The organism is Flavobacterium sp. ASW18X (assembly GCF_005144745.1).
GTDB lineage: Bacteria > Bacteroidota > Bacteroidia > Flavobacteriales > Flavobacteriaceae > Croceivirga.
This window is the reverse complement of sequence record NZ_SWKK01000003.1, coordinates 358,797-377,282: the sequence shown is the minus strand read 5'-3', so window position 1 is coordinate 377,282 and position 18,486 is coordinate 358,797. Positions and strand designations below refer to the sequence as shown.

Annotated in this window: 19 protein-coding genes; 8 read left to right on the top strand and 11 right to left on the bottom strand. The window is 37.1% G+C overall.

The genetic code is table 11. The features are described 5' to 3' along the window. Positions 1 to 4: 4 nt before the first annotated feature. The 7 genes from murD to FBT53_RS02655 are packed head-to-tail and all read right to left on the bottom strand — an operon-like array spanning position 5 to position 7,716. The gene (gene murD / locus FBT53_RS02685; protein ID WP_136949620.1) at positions 5 to 1,339 is read right to left on the bottom strand and encodes a UDP-N-acetylmuramoyl-L-alanine--D-glutamate ligase; all 1,335 of its coding nucleotides are present in this window, start codon (positions 1,337 to 1,339) and stop codon (positions 5 to 7) included. A gap of 2 nt (positions 1,340 to 1,341) precedes the next feature. Then, positions 1,342 to 2,562: a phospho-N-acetylmuramoyl-pentapeptide-transferase gene (gene mraY, locus FBT53_RS02680; RefSeq protein WP_136949619.1), complete on the bottom strand. Its 1,221-nt coding sequence runs from the start codon at positions 2,560 to 2,562 to the stop codon at positions 1,342 to 1,344. Between the two features lie 6 nt (positions 2,563 to 2,568). Then, the gene (locus tag FBT53_RS02675; protein WP_136949618.1) at positions 2,569 to 4,032 is read right to left on the bottom strand and encodes a UDP-N-acetylmuramoyl-L-alanyl-D-glutamate--2,6-diaminopimelate ligase; all 1,464 of its coding nucleotides are present in this window, start codon (positions 4,030 to 4,032) and stop codon (positions 2,569 to 2,571) included. Next, positions 4,029 to 6,038: a penicillin-binding protein gene (locus FBT53_RS02670; protein WP_136949617.1), complete on the bottom strand. Its 2,010-nt coding sequence runs from the start codon at positions 6,036 to 6,038 to the stop codon at positions 4,029 to 4,031. The genes FBT53_RS02675 and FBT53_RS02670 overlap by 4 nt, the downstream gene beginning before the upstream one ends. A gap of 1 nt (position 6,039) precedes the next feature. Continuing rightward, the gene (locus tag FBT53_RS02665) at positions 6,040 to 6,357 is read right to left on the bottom strand and encodes an FtsL-like putative cell division protein (RefSeq protein WP_136949616.1); all 318 of its coding nucleotides are present in this window, start codon (positions 6,355 to 6,357) and stop codon (positions 6,040 to 6,042) included. Between the two features lie 2 nt (positions 6,358 to 6,359). After that, complete coding sequence (gene rsmH, locus FBT53_RS02660) at positions 6,360 to 7,253, bottom strand: 16S rRNA (cytosine(1402)-N(4))-methyltransferase RsmH (RefSeq protein ID WP_136949615.1); 894 nt, start codon at positions 7,251 to 7,253, stop codon at positions 6,360 to 6,362. Beyond that, on the bottom strand, positions 7,243 to 7,716 hold the full coding sequence (locus tag FBT53_RS02655) for a division/cell wall cluster transcriptional repressor MraZ (protein WP_136949614.1): 474 nt from the start codon (positions 7,714 to 7,716) through the stop codon (positions 7,243 to 7,245). The genes rsmH and FBT53_RS02655 overlap by 11 nt, the downstream gene beginning before the upstream one ends. Positions 7,717 to 7,975: 259 nt before the next feature. Between FBT53_RS02655 and FBT53_RS02650 the strand changes: the two genes are divergently transcribed. The 5 genes from FBT53_RS02650 (at position 7,976) to FBT53_RS02630 (ending at position 12,083) form a co-directional block, all read left to right on the top strand. Further along, a complete protein-coding gene (locus FBT53_RS02650) occupies positions 7,976 to 8,740 on the top strand; it encodes an alpha/beta fold hydrolase (protein ID WP_136949613.1) in 765 nt (254 codons plus the stop codon). A gap of 64 nt (positions 8,741 to 8,804) precedes the next feature. Next, complete coding sequence (gene yihA / locus FBT53_RS02645; protein ID WP_136949612.1) at positions 8,805 to 9,422, top strand: ribosome biogenesis GTP-binding protein YihA/YsxC; 618 nt, start codon at positions 8,805 to 8,807, stop codon at positions 9,420 to 9,422. A gap of 64 nt (positions 9,423 to 9,486) precedes the next feature. Next, positions 9,487 to 10,209, top strand: a complete 723-nt coding sequence (locus FBT53_RS02640; protein ID WP_136949611.1) for a pirin family protein — start codon at positions 9,487 to 9,489, stop codon at positions 10,207 to 10,209. A gap of 21 nt (positions 10,210 to 10,230) precedes the next feature. After that, positions 10,231 to 10,689 (top strand): hypothetical protein, encoded by a 459-nt coding sequence (locus tag FBT53_RS02635; RefSeq protein WP_136949610.1) that lies wholly within the window; start codon positions 10,231 to 10,233, stop codon positions 10,687 to 10,689. 203 nt (positions 10,690 to 10,892) lie between these two features. After that, the gene (locus FBT53_RS02630) at positions 10,893 to 12,083 is read left to right on the top strand and encodes an ATP-binding protein (protein WP_136949609.1); all 1,191 of its coding nucleotides are present in this window, start codon (positions 10,893 to 10,895) and stop codon (positions 12,081 to 12,083) included. Between the two features lie 3 nt (positions 12,084 to 12,086). On the opposite strand, the gene gldC is transcribed toward FBT53_RS02630, so the two are convergent. After that, positions 12,087 to 12,422: a gliding motility protein GldC gene (gldC, locus tag FBT53_RS02625; protein ID WP_136949608.1), complete on the bottom strand. Its 336-nt coding sequence runs from the start codon at positions 12,420 to 12,422 to the stop codon at positions 12,087 to 12,089. Next, complete coding sequence (gene gldB / locus FBT53_RS02620; protein ID WP_136949607.1) at positions 12,422 to 13,390, bottom strand: gliding motility lipoprotein GldB; 969 nt, start codon at positions 13,388 to 13,390, stop codon at positions 12,422 to 12,424. Before gldB ends, gldC begins: the two co-directional genes overlap by 1 nt. 67 nt (positions 13,391 to 13,457) lie before the next feature. Here gldB and nadE point away from each other — a divergent pair, with 67 nt between their 5' ends. Together nadE and FBT53_RS02610 are read left to right on the top strand one after the other, a co-directional pair. Then, the gene (gene nadE / locus FBT53_RS02615) at positions 13,458 to 14,255 is read left to right on the top strand and encodes an NAD(+) synthase (protein WP_136949606.1); all 798 of its coding nucleotides are present in this window, start codon (positions 13,458 to 13,460) and stop codon (positions 14,253 to 14,255) included. Between the two features lie 163 nt (positions 14,256 to 14,418). Continuing rightward, complete coding sequence (locus tag FBT53_RS02610) at positions 14,419 to 15,048, top strand: response regulator transcription factor (protein WP_136949605.1); 630 nt, start codon at positions 14,419 to 14,421, stop codon at positions 15,046 to 15,048. 58 nt (positions 15,049 to 15,106) lie between these two features. Here the strand turns inward: FBT53_RS02610 and dnaG are convergent, their stop codons facing one another. Next, positions 15,107 to 17,083, bottom strand: a complete 1,977-nt coding sequence (gene dnaG / locus FBT53_RS02605; protein WP_136949604.1) for a DNA primase — start codon at positions 17,081 to 17,083, stop codon at positions 15,107 to 15,109. Positions 17,084 to 17,152: 69 nt separating this feature from the next. Between dnaG and FBT53_RS02600 the strand changes: the two genes are divergently transcribed. After that, positions 17,153 to 17,398, top strand: coding sequence for a zinc-ribbon domain-containing protein (locus FBT53_RS02600; protein WP_136949603.1), 246 nt, complete (start codon positions 17,153 to 17,155; stop codon positions 17,396 to 17,398). Between the two features lie 2 nt (positions 17,399 to 17,400). Here FBT53_RS02600 and FBT53_RS02595 read toward each other — a convergent pair whose 3' ends face one another. Continuing rightward, positions 17,401 to 18,480 carry a hypothetical protein gene (locus FBT53_RS02595; RefSeq protein ID WP_136949602.1) on the bottom strand — a complete coding sequence of 360 codons (1,080 nt, stop codon included), beginning with the start codon at positions 18,478 to 18,480 and terminating at the stop codon, positions 17,401 to 17,403. Between the last annotated feature and the right edge of the window lie 6 nt (positions 18,481 to 18,486).

Here is an 18,486-nt window from a genome sequence, read left to right as displayed (position 1 = left end):
CATTTTACAATTTCCTTACTGCCGCCTTAAATTGGTCACCTCTATCTTCATAATTCTTAAACAAGTCAAAACTTGCGCATGCCGGAGATAGCAATACAGTATCTCCTTTTTCTGAAGCCTTGTAAGCAATCTTTACCGCTTCTTCCATGGAGTAGCACTCTACTATAGGCTCTACCACGTTCCCAAAAGTGGCAATCAGCTTACTATTATCTACCCCTAGACATATAATGGCTTTCACCTTTTCTCTAACCAAGGGCATCAATTCTGTATAATCGTTTCCTTTATCCGTTCCACCCACTATCCAAACTATTGGTTTTTTTATGCCGTCCAAAGCATAGTAGGTAGCATTTACGTTGGTAGCCTTAGAGTCATTTATATACTCTACATGGTTAATTTTTAACACCTTCTCTAATCTATGGGGTGCCCCCTGAAAAGATTGTATGCTCTGCCTAATGGCCTCCTTCCTCACGCGCACAAGCATAGAAGCCATACTGGCTGCCATGGCATTTTTAGTATTGTGCTGTCCTTCTAGTGTTAAAAAATCTGTACTCATCTCCAAATAATTAGTGTCTACTTTAAATTTCATTATGTTCTTGTCTAACCATGCACCTTCCTCTACTTTTTGCTTAAGCGAAAAAGGCAATAGCTTTGACTTTACTGGGTGCTCTTTTAACCAGTTTGCTATAACTTCATCATCTGCGTCATAAATCAAATAGTCATTTTCATCTTGATTCATTGCGATGCGAAACTTGGATGCGATGTAATTTTCAAACTGATAATTATACCTATCCAAATGGTCTGGTGTTATGTTGGTTATAATGGCAACATTTGGCTTAAACTCCCGAATACCATCCAATTGAAAGCTGCTAATTTCTAGCACATAGCAATCCAATGATTGCTCCGCCACCATCTTAGCGTAGCTATCCCCAATATTACCTGCCATACCCGCATTTACCCCTCCGGTTTTAACCAAGTGATGCGTTAACATTGTTGTGGTAGTTTTACCATTACTACCTGTAATACCAATAATTTTTGCGTTCGTAAATTGCGTAGCAAATTCTATTTCTGAAATTACAGGAACACCATTCTCCACCAATTTTTTTACCAACGGCACTGCATCTGGTATACCAGGACTTTTCATCACCACATCTGCAGTTAAAATCTTAGCTTCTGTATGCTGCTTTTCTTCCCAGTCTACATCAAGTTGTACAAGAACTTCTTTATAATTTTCTTTGATTGGCCCAAAATCGGACACAAAAACATCAAAGCCTTTTTGCTTTCCTAAAATAGCCGTGCCTACGCCACTTTCACCACCACCTAACACCACCAATCGATTCATCCTTATCTAATTTTAAGGGTGACAATACTCATAATCGCCAATAAAATACCAATGATCCAAAAGCGCGTTACTATTTTACTTTCGTGGTACGCTTTTTTCTGATAATGGTGATGCAATGGTGCCATCAAAAATATTCTCTTACCTTCTCCATACTTTTTCTTGGTATGTTTAAAATACCCTACCTGTAGCATTACAGAGAGTGACTCCGCAAAGAAGATTCCACATAAAAGCGGAATCAGTAATTCTTTACGCACAATAATGGCAATTACTGCAATTACACCCCCAATGGTTAAACTCCCGGTATCTCCCATAAACACTTGCGCAGGAAAGGTATTATACCATAAAAACCCAATTAAACCACCCACAAAAGCAGCGATAAAAACCACCAATTCTCCCACTCTCGGTATATAAAAAATATCTAGATAATTAGAAAATTGTATGTTACCAGAAACCCAAGCAAATATGCCTAAGGTGAGCACAATAATTGCGGAAGAACCAGCCGCCAACCCGTCTATACCATCTGTAAGGTTAGCCCCGTTAGAAACCGCTGTGACAATCAGTATTACAGCAGGAATAAAGATTAGCCAAGCATATTCTTTAGCACTATCACCCATCCAACCGATAAAATCAGCATAGTCCAACTCGTTATTTTTAAAGAAGGGAATGTTAGTACGTTGGGTTTGCAATTCTTTGCCATATACCTTTTCCACCTTAAATTCTTCCGTAATTCTGGTAGAATCTTTTTCTTTTATGGTTACTTCTGGATGAAAATATAAGACAGCACCTACTAATAAGCCTAACGTAACTTGGCCTATTACTTTAAAACGACCTTTAAGTCCTTCTTTATTTTTTTTAAATATTTTAATGTAGTCATCTATAAATCCAATGATACCCATCCAAACCATGGTCACTACAAGTAAGATGACATAAATATTTTTTAGATCGCACACCAACAATACTGGTATCAGCGTAGACAATATAATGATAAGACCACCCATGGTTGGCGTGCCGGCCTTTTGCTTTTGCCCTTCTAAACCTAAATCCCTAATGGTTTCTCCAATCTGTTTTTTCTGCAGAAAAAGAATTATCCTTTTTCCATAAACCATAGCAATCAGTAAGGATAAAATCACTGCAAACCCCGCCCTGAACGACAAAAATTGAAATAATGACGCTCCTGGGAACTGGTATTCTTGTTCTAAATATTGAAATAGGTAGTACAGCATTTATTCTTATTTATCTAATTCTTCTAAAGCTTGTTTTACTTCTTTATAATCATCAAATTCTGTACGAACTCCGTTGATTTCTTGATAGGCTTCATGCCCTTTTCCTGCCACAAGTATGATATCATTAACATCTGCAAGTTTACAAGCCGTGCGTATAGCTTGTCTTCTATTTTCTATAGACAGCACTTTTCTTGTATTCTGCGCTTCCACGCCTTTTTCCATTTCTTCTAAAATGGTGGCTGGTTGTTCTGTTCTAGGGTTATCTGATGTAAAAATTGCTTGTTGACTCATCTCTGATGCGATATGACCCATAACCGGACGCTTAGACTTATCTCTATCACCACCACACCCCACTACGGTGATGACTTTTTCATTTCCAGTCCTTAAAGTGTTTATAGTGTTCAACACGTTTTTTAGTGCATCCGGCGTATGAGCATAATCTACAATAGCCGTTATTTTATTCTTAGAAACAAAGTATTGAAATCTACCTGCAACATTATTTAACTCACTAATCAACCTTAAAATCTCTAGTTTATCTAAACCAAGATTTTCTGCTGTAGCATATATTGCAAGGATGTTGTAAGCATTAAAATCGCCTATCAACTTGGTCCAAACTTCACCACCATCTATTTTCAACAATTGACCGTCCAATTGTTTTTCTAGTATTTGCCCTCTATAATCTGACATGGATTTAAGGGAATACGATAGTTTTTTAGCTTTAGAATTTTGGAGCATCACCATGCCATTCTTGTCATCCAAATTCGTAATAGCAAAGGCTGTTTTCGGAAGTCCATCAAACAACAACTTTTTGGTATCTCTATACGCTGCAAAAGTTTGATGATAATCTAAATGGTCATGAGAAAGGTTGGTGAACACAGCACCCTCAAACTTTAGGGCTTCTGCTCTTTTTTGATGAATTCCATGAGAACTTACCTCCATAAAACAAAACTCCACCCCTTCTTCTGACATTAAGCTTAAATATTTATTAATTGAAAGAGAGTCTGGTGTTGTATGGGTAGTCTTGTATTCTGTATTATTGACTAAAATTTTAATAGTAGAAATTAAGCCTACTTTATAACCTGCTTTTTTAAATAGGTTATACAATAGGGTAGTGATAGTCGTTTTACCGTTAGTCCCCGTTACACCAACAAGTTTTAAATTTTTAGAAGGGTTATCATAAAAGTTGGCAGCCATGTGCGCCAATGCCAGCTGACTATCTTTTACCTGAACATAGCTAACACCATTAACCAATACCTCTGGCAGCACTTCACAAACAACAGCCTTTGCTCCTGCATCTACAGCTTTAGTAATAAACTTATGGCCATCTACAACCCAACCATTAATAGCCACAAAGACATCGTCCATGCCTACTTCTCTAGAATCGAATTGGATATCATTCACCAATACGCTAGTATCGCCATTTACTGCCGCTATACCTGCACCGTATAAAATGTCCTTCAACAACTTCATGATAGCTCTAATACTACTTGTTCTACTTTATTCAATGCTGTACCCGCTTTTACGGACTGTTTTTTTACTTTACCATTTCCTTTAACTTGAACTTTGACCCCAAGATTTTCTAGCAATGAAATGGCATCCATACCACTCATTCCTTGTACATCAGGAATGGTTTTATGCTTTTTTTGCGCTACTTGATAAAATTTACCAAAATCCTCCTCTACCAATTCTTCCTTTGGATGCTCTGGATTCACCTTATCTATTACCGGAGAATTGATAAATATCTTTTGAGCTAAAGATTTAAAAACTGGTCCAGACACATCCGCTCCGTAATACCCAACGCTTTTATCTGGTTCATGAATTACCACGATACAAGAATATTTAGGATTTTCCGCAGGAAAATACCCTACAAAAGATGAGATATATGCCAATTTATCTGGATCTTTTGCCACATAGTTTTTTTGACACGTACCAGTCTTCCCCGCCATACTAAAACTAGGTGAATACAACCCTCTCCCCGTACCGTATTTTTTTTCCACCACATTTTTAAGCATCTGCTGTGCTTTCTTAACCGTTTCCTTGGAACAGATAGACGGATTCAACACTTCTTTATCAAATGCCTTTAGAACCTTGTTCCCTACTCTAGCTTCTTTAATGAATCTTGGCTTTAACATTTCGCCATCATTAGCAATGGCATTGTAAAAGGTTAGGGTTTGCAAAGGCGTCATAGAAACCTCATAACCATGAGACATCCATGCTAAAGAAATACCAGACCACCCTTTATCCCCAGGGTAACGTATTACTGGATTGCCTTCTCCAATAATGGGTAAGTCTAAGTTTTTGTGTAATCCCATATTCATTAACCTATTCACAAACTTCTCTGGCTTGTCTTTATAGTTTTCATGAATAATCTTAGCAAAAGCGGTATTAGAAGATACTGCAAACGCATCTGCAACAGACACTTTACCGTAACCGCCCCACTTAGAATCCTTAACCACACGGTCATAGACACGATAACGACCTTTCTCCGTATCTACAACCGTGCTTGTATCTACCATATTATCTTCCATGGCAGCAATCAAGGACATTAACTTAAAGGTAGAACCCGGCTCATGAGACTCGCCCACCGCATAGTTTAACCTTTCATAATATTTTCCCTCTTCTGTTCTTCCTAAGTTTGATATCGCTTTTATCTCACCTGTTTCTGTTTCCATTACCACCACACAACCATGGTCTGCTTTGTAATGCTCTAGTTGCTTTAACAAGGCATGATGCGCTATATCTTGAATATTACTGTTGATAGTGGTTACAATATCTCTACCATCTTGAGGCTCCACCACATTATTAAAACCCACTGGTTTCCATTGACTACCGGCACTCTTTTGTTTAAGACGTTTACCTTCTCTACCTCTTAAATATGTTTCTCCAAAGGCACCATCTAAACCAACCCTTGTATAATAGCCATTCTCATCCACACGCTCATAACCAATACTCCTAGCCGCCATCTTACCTAAAGGATACTCACGCACAACCCGGTGAGATTCTATAAAACCACCACGGTGCGGTCCTAACTTAAAAAGCGGAAAAGAACGCAATCTTTGATAATCTAAATAGCTAACATTACGAGCAATTAATTTGTATCCGTTTTTGTTAGCCCTAGCTTTACGGAGCAGTTGTCTATAATAAGAAGAAGGCTTATCAAACAAAACCCCTAAAGAATCGCATAAAGGACCAATATTAGCCTCCCAATCTTTAGCTGTTACCGTATTCGTATCAAACCTTATTTCATATTTGGCCACAGATGCAGCTAACAAGCTACCGTCATCTGCATAAATGTTACCTCGATTAGGCTGTATGGTGAACATTTTTTCGGTTTTAGCCAAAGCCATTTCTTTGTACTCATCACCTTTAACCATTTGTATATCTACCAGCTTCCAAACCACGGCTCCCCCAAACAGAAAAAGCACCCCAGCTATGAGGTACAGTCTATGCATTATGGTTTTTTCCGTTGTTGCCATTTTACTTGGTAGTTTTTACTACGATTTTTTTAGGTGGATTTAAAGAAGGCTTTAAACCTCTATCTGCAACCTCTTCTCTTAAAAAAGATTCTAACTTCAATTCTTGAAGCATTCTTCGGTTGCCCACAAATTCTGAGCGCAATGACCTCACCTCTTCATTCAAGACCGAGATTTTGTGTACTTTTTTATCTGCTTGGTGACTACTAGAAATCATTATTGCAGCCAATAGGGAAGCAAATAGCAAAAACAGCCAATTCTTTGGCGCATCACCACTCACCAAAAATTTACCCTTTAAAATATCTAACAACCCTTTTTTCATCCTTACAACTTTTCTGCTATTCTCAATTTTGCGCTCCTAGCCCTATTGTTTCTTGCTATCTCTGCAGCATTGGGAACAATTAATCCCCCCACCTTTTTTAATGGCACATTAATATTGCCATAAAAATCTTTCTCTGCTTCTCCTTGAAATTTACCATCACGAATAAAGCGCTTAACCAGACGATCCTCTAAAGAATGGTAACTAATAAGACTTAGCCTACCCCCTTTTACCAGCAACTCTGGCACTTGTTCTAGAAAATCCTTCAACACTTGTATTTCTTCATTCACTTCAATACGAATTGCCTGATAAATTTGAGCAAGAATTTTATGCTCCTTATTCCTTGGCAAAAACTTGTTCAGAACCTGTTTTAGCTGCTCGGTAGTTTTTATAGGCTGCTCTAGCCTAGCACCTTCTATTGCCCTGGCAATAGCCATCGCATTGCGCAACTCACCATACTCTTTAAGCACTTGCGCTAGGTCTTTAACTTCGTAATGATTAACCACATCGTATGCAGAAGCCGTTTTACGCTGATCCATACGCATATCTAAATCCCCATCAAAACGAATAGAAAACCCTCTATCCGCTTCATCAAACTGATGAGAAGAGACACCAAAATCAGCTAGAATTCCGTCTACTTTACTTACCCCATAAAATTTCAAGTACTGTTTTAAGAACCTAAAATTTTCATTAATTAAGGTAAACCTTGAGTCGTCTATGGTATTTTGCAGCGCATCTTCATCTTGATCAAAAGCGAACAATTTACCTTCTGGACCCAATCTTTTTAAGATTTCCCTGCTATGACCGCCACCACCAAAAGTGACATCCACATAAACCCCATCTTCTTTAATTGCAAGACCATCTACCGTTGGCGCAAGCAAAACTGGATCATGATACATTGTCTGTAGCTTTATCAGAATTCATTACTCGCTTAGCCAACGCCTTTTTCTCTTCCTTGGAAGCCTGAATTACATTTTCATACGCATCCTTATCCCAAATCTCTAAGTGCTTACCAATGGGAGCAATAACCACTTCTTTAGTTATCCCCACCATACTAATCACATCTTTAGGAATCAATAACCTCCCTGTTGCATCTACCTCTATCTGCCTTAACCCCGCGGTATACATTCTTATAAAGTCTATATTCTCCTCATCGAACCTACTTTTTTGGTTCAACTCTCCCATTACTCTATTCCACTCATATGCAGGATACAACTCCAAACACTCGCTGTAATACGCCTTTTTAATAAAGAAGCCATCTTTTAGAACAGGAGCCATCTGGTTGCGCAACGCTACAGGCAGCATAACCCTACCCTTAGCATCGGCCTTACAGTTAAAAACCCCAAAGAAAAAAATATCCAAAATCGGCTTGTTTACGTAATACAACTCAAAAATATAAAATTTATTACCACATTTTACCACAAAACCCCACATTGTTAATAAAATGCGAATCTAATTATCCACAATTTGCCACTTAAAGACAAAAATTGGATTCATTTTACCACCGCAGGAGATTATAGCGTTTTACAAAAAGTGCTCCTACCAAAATTTTAGCCGAAAATCAATTATGCATACATAATATTGAATTGCCTATATTTGCGCTCCATCGGAACCAACTTAAATGGAGGAGACAATTGTACAGGACGGTAAGTACCGTTATTTGGAGCTAGGTGAAGGAACACCGATTATTATTTTACACGGACTTATGGGCGGTTTGAGTAACTTCCATGGGGTTACCGAATACTTTCCACCCAAAGGCTACAAAGTTTTAGTTCCAGAGCTCCCTATTTATGACATGCCAGTTATTAAGACTACGGTTAAGAACTTTGCTAAATTTTTAGAAGGCTTTATAGAACACAAAGGTTTGGATGATGTAATCCTGTTAGGGAACTCCCTTGGCGGACATATTGGTTTGTTACACACCAAAATGTTTCCAGAAAAAGTAAAAGCACTAGTAATTACAGGAAGTTCTGGCCTTTACGAAAACGCTATGGGCAATGAATACCCTAAAAGAGGGGATTACGAATTCATTAAGAAAAAAGCCCAAGACGTTTTTTATGATCCCGAGGTGGCCACCAAAGAAATTGTTGACGAAGTTTTTGCTACCGTTAACGACCGTATGAAATTGGTAAAAACGCTCGCTATTGCCAAAAGTGCCATTAGACACAATATGGCGAAAGATTTACCAAAAATGGAAACACCCACCTGTATTATTTGGGGTAAACAAGACAACGTTACACCACCAGAAGTAGCCACAGAATTTCACCAGCTTTTACCAAATTCTGATTTATTTTGGATAGATAAATGCGGGCATGCACCCATGATGGAACATCCAGAGAAATTTAATCAACTACTAGACGCTTGGTTAACACAAAAAGGGTTATAGCACAGCTTCGTCTACTAGCCTAAACAACTTGGTTATCTTTGTGTACCTTTTAAAAACAGTAAAGATGAAAATTACTTCAGCTGAATTTGTCATGAGTAATTCTGACGTTGCCAAATGCCCTAAAGAGCCTATCCCAGAATACGCTTTTATTGGTAGGTCTAACGTTGGCAAATCTTCTTTAATAAATATGCTGGTAGAACGTAAGAGTCTAGCAAAAACATCTGGCAGGCCAGGAAAAACCCAATTAATTAATCACTTTAAGATTAATAAAAACTGGTTTTTAGTTGATTTACCTGGGTATGGTTATGCCCGTGTTTCTAAAAAAGAAAAGAAAACTTTTCAGAAATACATTACTGAATATTTTTTAAAACGAAAGCAGTTGGTTTGCGCTTTTGTTCTAGTTGATATTAGGCATGACCCACAAACCATAGATTTAGAATTTATGGAATGGCTAGGTATTAATGGCATTCCATTTGCAATCATCTTCACTAAATCAGATAAGCTAAAACCTGGTGCTATTAACAGCCATGTTACCCGTTATTTAAACTCCCTTTTAGAGCAAGCTTGGGAAGAAGCGCCGCCACATTTTGTAACCTCTTCTAGTAATTACACAGGCAAGGAAGAATTACTCGCATTTATAGATGAAATAAATGCTAATTTCTCGCCAGAAGCAATGGCATAAACAGAATAATTCTTGTTTTCTGTTGCAATCGTTTCTTTGTAACTTTAAGCTCGATTAAATTGCAATGAAAACAGTACTACATAAAGCAGAAACTAGAGGTTTTGCCAATCATGGTTGGCTAAAAAGCTATCATACTTTTAGCTTTGCCGCCTATAGAAATCCAGAACGCAATCATTTTGGAGTTTTACGCGTATTAAATGATGATTGCGTAGCTGCTGGCATGGGTTTTGGTACACATCCGCATGATAATATGGAAATCATCTCCATACCACTTTCTGGAGATTTAGAGCACAAGGACTCCATGAGCAACGTCACCACTATTAGAGAAGGAGATATACAAGTAATGAGTGCTGGGACGGGCATATCTCATAGCGAGTACAACAAAAATAATGACAAGGAGGTACAATTTTTACAAATATGGATTTTCCCAAAAGAAAGACAAGTAACCCCTAGATATGATCAAATTTCATTAAAAGAAATAGCCACAATAAACAATTTTTATCAAATCCTTTCACCCAATTCAGAGGATCAAGGTGTATGGATACATCAAGACGCTTGGTTTTCTTTAGGCGATTTTAAACAAGAAACCACTACCACATACAAAACCCACAAAGAAGGTAATGGTATCTACGTATTTATATTGGAAGGCGAAGCCACTACAAACCAGATAAAACTAGAAAAAAGAGATGGCTTAGGCATATGGGATACGACAGAAATAACAATAACCGCTAGCCCTAACAGTAGAATTCTAGTCATGGAAGTCCCCATGAAATTGCCACGCATCTAAGTACTATTTTATACCAACTTAATGACAGCATCTAACAACACTCCCACGCTCAAAAATTTTGTTCAGACCTTAACCATTATTCATATTGCCCTAATTGGTGGTACCCTGGCATTTTCTACATTTTTATACCTTTCCTCTAAAAACCAAGGAGTAACCGTACCACAACAAGAGAGCATCTTACTTTACGTGTTGCCTACGCTTGCCGCTATTGCTATTTTCCTAGGCAACTTCATTTTTAGGCAAAAGGTAGAAAAAGCAAGAAACCTTCCCAGCATACAAAAAAAATGCAGCGCCTACTTGCCGGCAAGTATTATTAGATATGCATTGTTAGAAGGTGCCGCTTTACTTAATATTGCCGGATATACCTTAGAAGGCTACCCAATCTATATTACAATAACAGGCACCTTAATTCTTTACATGCTATGGCTACGCCCAACCAGAGAAAAAGTAAGCAAAGATTTAATGTTAAAGAATCCTTAGTTAAAGGAACAAAAAAGGCCTCTAAACTATTCTTTTGTTCAATGTTACCACTTACACCATTAACGAAAACCTTTTCTGCAATCGTTTGCATAAAATCGAAAAGCTTTTTGTATAAATTGTAAGTAGTTTCTCTCGTTTATTTGTTTTAACGTTTTATTAGCACTAACCATTAATTGTAAAACGGAAGCAAAAGATTAGAGGGGATGAAACAGCAAACAAGCATCATTTTCAAAGCTGAACAAAAGGAACGACTTCAAGAGTTATTTATACTGAACTCTATGAAGCAAGATGAATTACAGCGCATTTATAAATTGGCTAGTGCAATCAGTGGTGTGGATAAAGTGGAATTTCAACTTTTTGATGAGGAGTTTGATTGGTATACGGCGAAAACGCCATATAATCAAAAAGCCAATCACGGTGCGCTGTCCCTCTCTAAACATTTGCTAGCTAAAAGAAAAATACAGCTAGAGGTAGAAGACTTACATACGCATCCAGATTTTGTTTTTGAAAAGCATTTTGTGGCTAAGGACAATCTTAGGTACTACTTTGGAACTGCATTAAAATCTGAAGTAGGGCATTATTTAGGTGTTCTATGTGTTTACCATGATAAACCGTTAACCCTTACTACCAATCAAAAAGAGGGCTTCGAGGCACTAGTTGACCAGATTTGGCAAGCGGTTGCCCTTAAAAAAGCTAAAAAAAGCGTCATTGCTATTTGCGAAAAGAAAGAAGCCAAACTAAAAGGATTACATCAAGAGCTACATTCTTTTACCCAAGAGTTGATTGCACCTACCTTACGTTTAAAAACAGCAATAGACACCTTCAGCAAAGAAAATGGCCATCTAGACCCCTATTTAGATACATGGGTACGTGACATAACTAAGAATGCCAACACATTAAACCATACTTTAGGTGGCATGTTAGACCATATCTTATACAACACCACACCTATAGATTATCGCAATTTTAACCTTAAAGACTTAATTGCCAAAACAAAAAGCAAAGTAGACCCAAACAACAACTTGACTTTAGTGTCTGAAGAGACCGAGGAAGAAGTATATCTGTTTGAAAAAGGGCTAGAGTTTTTGTTTACCAATCTATTCAGCAACAGCGTTTTAGATACCAGAAACGGTAGATATTGTAAAATAAGTTACCAAAAAACAGAGACACATCACCAGATATTTTATAGTGATTGTGGACCAAATATTAAGGAACATTATCCTGACCAAATCTTTCAAATGTTCTATACAAGGAAAAATGAAACCTGTAATCAACGTGCTTTTGGTTTGGCTACAGCCAAGTGTTTAGCAGAACGCATGAACGGTTCTATTTCTATAATAGAACCTGTTGCTAAAAACAGCTTAACGTTTAAATTACAATTGCCCGTTATTTAAGGGCTATTTTTTTAGCTCCAATTTTTCCGCAAAATAGTCGCAAAAATCTTTCATGGTTGCGGTCATCTTTTCGTCTTGGGTTGCCCTCATAAACGTATCACTCATAGTCACCAAAGTCTGATGAAAGAACACTTTCATTTCATCTACGGGCATATCCTTAGTCCATAAATCTATTTTAAGAGATTCTTGGCTTTTACTATCCCAAACGGATAACATCATAGCTTTGGCTTCTTCATTATCAATGCCGCCATCTTGAGCAGACCAACTTAATTCTTCTGGAACCCTGTTCTCATCTAATCCTACTTTCAACTTAATCTCAGAAGTATGTACTACCGCCATTATTTCTTTGGTTTATAATTTGATTTTTTAAATAATTCATCCGATGGCATATCTAACAATTCCATTAAACTAACTTCTGGATTGTTCTTAGCATATGCTCTTACAATTTGCCACCCCATATACCTACCTAACCTGCCAGGCGTTTCGTTATCTAACTCTAATCTAAATTTAGAAAAAGGAGCTGGGTCTAAAAATCGCCTATCTAATTCTGATGCCGTACTGTATAGCAATTCTTGTTCTATAAAGTACCGCCACATTTGCTCTTCATTGGCTTTTGCCCAAGCCATTTCTTCTGGAGTAAAACCTATCTTTTCTGCATCAGTTGCTTTTGGCAGCAATTTATCTTTAATCCACAATTCTTTGCCATAGTAGACCATTCTAGACAAAAATGTTCTGTTTCTAGGAAACTTATTGATGGTTTTAGCAAATGCCCCAGCCACATCTGCCATCATATAATCTTTATTTAAAGCCTTTGCTATGTAATTAGACATACCCGCATAAAACTTATGTTCTGGACCTAAATAGTTATCAAGACCTATAAGTAACAAACTATCCGTTAAAACCACCCTAGCATCGTACTGAACTTCAGAAACTAAGGTTACCACTTTTGGCACCTCATAATTAGGAACATAATACTTAATATGCTTAAAAAGGGTGATTAACTCTTTCTCCTGTGTTTTAAAATTTGGAAATGCCTTATCAATTTCTGCTTTCAACTCCAATTGCAGCGTATCTGTAAGTTTCATGATCCAAACACTGTCTGGCACCTGTTCTGGAAATAAATAAGGAAAACTATTTTTTAAGATTGGTATAGCTTCGGGCTTGGCATTCGCAAATTCATCATCAAATCGCACTACTTCCAAATTAACTGGTATAGCATTTATAGCAACCTCAGTCTTATCTTTTTCTTGGCAGGAGAAAACTATAAAAATTCCTAGAATTACAAAGAATTGCAGATACCTCTTCATTTTTAAAGCTACAGCGTTTAAATTTACAAGGTGCAAAGGTAAATTATTGACCGTAAATAAAAAGATTATGCAAACAGAAAAGGTAGTAGACCATATTGTAGGGTGGTTAAAAGATTATGCCACTAAGGCAAACATTAAAGGATTTGTAATAGGTATTTCTGGCGGAATTGATTCTGCGGTGACTTCTACCCTTTGTGCTAGGACCGGTTTAGACCTTTTATGCATAGAGATGCCAATTCACCAAGCGGAAAGTCAAGTTACCCGTGCAGACCGCCATATAGCTTGGCTAATGAAAAACTACAGCAACGTTAATAGACAACCTGTAAATTTAACCCCTGTATTTGACAGCCTAGTCGCTGCCCTACCAGCTGTAGAGAATGAAGAAGAACGTTTTATGTCTTTAGCGAATACTAGAGCAAGATTACGAATGACCACCTTGTATTACTTTGCAGCATTAAAAGGCTATTTAGTAGCAGGCACAGGCAATAAAGTAGAAGATTTTGGCGTTGGTTTCTATACAAAGTATGGGGATGGTGGCGTGGATTTGAGCCCCATTGCAGATTTAGTCAAGACTGAGGTATACGAGATTGGCAAATTTTTAGGCGTAAACCAAGATATTATAGAAGCAGCACCAACAGACGGCCTATGGGGCGATGACAGAACAGATGAAGACCAGATTGGCGCAAGTTATCCAGAATTAGAATGGGCTATGCAAATGGATGATGAAGGCAAAACAGCAGATGACTTTACAGGAAGACAAAAAGAGGTGTTTACTATCTATAAAAGATTTAATACCGCAAACAAACATAAGATGATTCCCATCCCTGTTTGTGAAATTCCTGCAGTGTTAAAAAATGCAGATTAACCTTTAAAAAGCCATTTAAGACGAAAAAAACCTTAGGAATACTATGTTTTTTCTGAAAAAAATTAAAATTTGTCGCCCATATTGGTTAAATTGCCTTCAGTATTTGTAAGCATTTATTTATTAAATACAATTTTAGGCCTAACATAATAGAAATACTACCACAATGATTAATGTTCTTATCGCGGACAGTCACCCAATTGTTCGTTTGGGAATTAGACAAGTTTTAGACCATGCATCTGGTTTTGAAGTAATTGCCGATGTATCTTCCACAACGGAGTTGTTTGAAACTCTTGGCAAGGTTTCCCCAGACGTTGTTATGCTAGAGATGGATATTCCAGAAATTAATGGCATTGCAACTTTGAGAAAATTAAAGCAAGATTTCCCCAATACAAAAGTTTTAATGTACAGCGGACAGTCAGAGGATGTTTACGCTTTGAGTACTATAAGAGCTGGTGCTTTTGGTTATCTTTCTAAGACTGCTGATGTAGAATATATAAGGTCTGCGGTTAAAAAAGTAGCCGAGGGCAACATGTTCATCACCAATGAGCTAGCACAAAGACTCGCTTTTGATGAGGGTACACAAAAACCAAGGAGATTCTTTAGAAAACTTTCTACCAGAGAGATAGAAGTACTTAAATTGTTAGCTAGTGGCAAACGTAATAAAGAGGTTGCCGAAGGCTTGAACTTAAATGAAAAAACAGTAAGTACATACAAAGCTCGTTTAATGCGAAAGTTAAATGTGGATAATTTGGTAGATTTATTACAACAGGCCAAAGCATTAGAATTATACTAAATATTTTAAGATTTAGGCATCATATTTAAAACCCCAGTTAAACTGGGGTTTTTATTTTTTAAGATAAAACTCTGTTTAGTTTTGAGCTAAGAAGTTTATTCAACTGAATATAGTTGATAATTTCTTCTAAGACTTCTGCATGGGTTTCCACAGCGTTTTCTGTGGTTTGCTGTAAATGGGTAATTCTGTTCCGTATAAGATTACATCGTAAAGAAAGAATTGTTTCACTTACCAATTGGGCAACGCCTACATCTTTATTTTTAGGGTATATATCTTTACGCTCCCAGTTGTGCAGAACATATTTTTCTTCGTCCATTAGGATAGAAGAAACCTCCTGTATGGCATCTTGCTCCAAAAGTGCCATAAAACCATTCAAATTAAATCCTTCAGTTTCATTCAAAAAACCTATCAGTTTGTTATAAATAGTTTTGAAGGAGTCGTTAGTCATTTCTACTTCGTCTTCCTGTAGGTCCAAAAATATCTTTTCATATACTTTTGCTTCGTACTGCTCTGGTTTTAGTTCTAAATTTCCTTTTTCATTTTCTTTAAGCACCAAATCTTCGAACTCCTCTACCTTATCGCCATATACTAATAAAATTTCAATAATCTTTTTCTCTAATATAAATTGAACATCTACCTTTTCTGCTTGTGTATCGTTTTTAACAACTTCAAACGCTTTTTGTTCTTGAGGTATTTGTCTTTTACTCGCCTCTTTTTGTTCTTTCTTAGAGATTTGCGCTAAGGTGTTATAAAGCACCGATTCTGAAATGGCCATCATTTTTGCACATTCCTGAATGTAAATTTCTCGCTTTATCTGATCCGGTATTTTGGCTATACTATTAACTATATCCCGTACGGTATCTGCTTTCTTTATAGGGTCGTTAGCTGCCTCCTTAGTTAATATTGATGTTTTAAACTGTATAAAATCCTTAGCATTATCCTTAAGATAAGTAACTAGGTCATCATAAGCATTGTTTTTAGCAAAACTATCTGGATCTTCCCCTTCTGGAAAAGTACAAACCTTAACATTCATACCCTGCTCCAAAATTAAATCTACCCCACGCAAGGATGCGCGTAAACCGGCAGCGTCTCCATCAAACAACACGGTAATGTTATTGGTAAGCCTATTAATCAAACGTATTTGTTCGGGGGTAAGGGCAGTACCGCTAGAGGCTACCACATTTTCTATCCCTGCCTGGTTCATCTGTATTACATCCGTGTAGCCTTCTACCAAAAAACAATTGTCTTCCTTGGCAATCGCTTGTTTGGCAAAATAAATCCCATACAAAACTTTGCTTTTGTGGTAAATATCACTTTCTGGAGAATTTAGGTATTTGGCCGCCTTTTTGTCATTGGTTAAAATTCGACCTCCAAAACCCAAAACCCTACCACTCATAGAATGAATTGGAAACATTACCCTACCCTTAAAACGATCAAAGGTTTTGCGTTCTTGACCTTGTTGCTCTTTAACTATGGTTAATCCGGTTTTCTCTAAATAGTCTAGCTTGTACCCTTCTCCTAAGGCTTCTTTGGTAAAAGCTTCCCACTGGTCTGGATTATAACCCAAACCAAATTTTTTAATGGTGTTATCTGTAAAACCACGCTCCTTAAAATAGCTTAACCCAATAGCTTTTCCTGGCTCTGAATGCCATAACGTTTTCTCAAAATATTTTTGTGCATACTCAGAGACCAAATACATGCTTTCCTTTTCATTGGCTTGCTGCTTTTGCGCATCGGTCTGCTCTGTTTCTTCTATTTCTATATTGTACTTTTTTGCTAAGTACCTTATTGCTTCTGGATAACTAAAATGTTCGTGCTCCATTAAAAAAGCCACTACATTACCACCTTTACCACTACTAAAGTCCTTCCATATTTGTTTGACAGGGCTTACCATAAAACTCGGGGTCCGCTCGTCAGAAAAAGGACTAAGACCTTTAAAGTTTGTGCCTGATTTTTTAAGCTGAACAAAATCGCCTATTACCTCTTCTACCCTTGCGGTTTCATATACTTGGTCTATGGTAGATTTTGATATCATTTAAAAGGAAAAAATTTAGCGTGTTAGATTGCTACCTTTGTAGCAGTATTCAAAGATAATTAATCGTCAATGATTCTATTCTTCGGCACCAAAAAAGGAAAAGAAAATAGCAACAAAATGCCCAGCGTGGTTTGCGGGCATTGTGGGCAAAAAGGTACGGTAACGCTTTATTCTCAAGAAACCTTAGCACATGTATTTTGGTTGCCCATAACAAAAATAGGAACAAACCACTATGCGGAATGTTCCCATTGTAAACGTGTGTACTATAAGAACGACTTTTCAGCGGATATGCTTAAAGCCATAAATAAGAAATAGCACTACAAATCGAACCGAAGGCCAACGGATATATTTCTCTGCTCCACAGCGGCATCTTTAAAAATTGGGTTTAAATCGTACTTAACATACAACAACATACCATCTACGCCCGCATAAGCACTTAAACCATATATTAGATTGCTTGTATTGTAATCTCGCTTTAGCTTATCCTTTATTTTATCCCCATCCATTTGATATTTTAACTTTTGGCGCGTACCAATATTAAAACCTCCGTAGCCACCAAATCCTAACCTAAATTGATCTTGTAGGCTGTATCTAATTTTTTCCTCAGTTTTATAGGTTTTAGAAGGCCCAACCTCAAAATGGATTGGAAAAACCAAATTATCCATTCTTAATTTTGATTTATCTAGCTCAACATCAAATTCTTGTAACTCGGTCTGGTTCCCGTTCATTACAAAATATTGATTGTTTTCTGGTTTTAAGCCGTTAAACTGAAAAGAGAATCCGTAATTAAAACGCAACCAATTACTATTTTTAAACACCCTGGTTCGCCATTGCCAACCCATTTCAAAAAATCGACTTCCCGCAATCTTATAAGGCGTATCTGCAAAAGACTCTCCTTCTATGATGGCATTATTAAATCCAATAGCCATCACAAAATCTGAATAGGTACGGCGGTCATATTTTATTTTTGACCTGCGAGGATTATTATTAATTCTTATGCCAAATAAATTACCATTATCCCCATCTTCATTACCAAAACCTATTTGCACTTGAGTTTTATAGTTAAGGCTATCTACTTCTAAAACATTACCCTTATTACGCTCAATTAGCGCTATTTTATTTTCTATAATTGCAATCCTATTTTCAATATTCAGCGCTCTTTTTTTAGCTGCTTCCCCTTTAAGCTCGTCTGCTTCTTTTTTGGTAATAAGCTTCGCTTCCAGTTTAGCATTTATAGCTTCTACCTCTTCCTTTAGTGCCTGCTTTTCTTGTTGAGTTATTTCTGTCTTTAAGGTTTTTAATTTTTCAATTTCCTTTTGTATTTGTTCCTCTTGCGCATGGATGAACAATGTTCCTAGTAGAACTAAAAACATGCTAATAACAACTTTGTTTTTCATGATTTT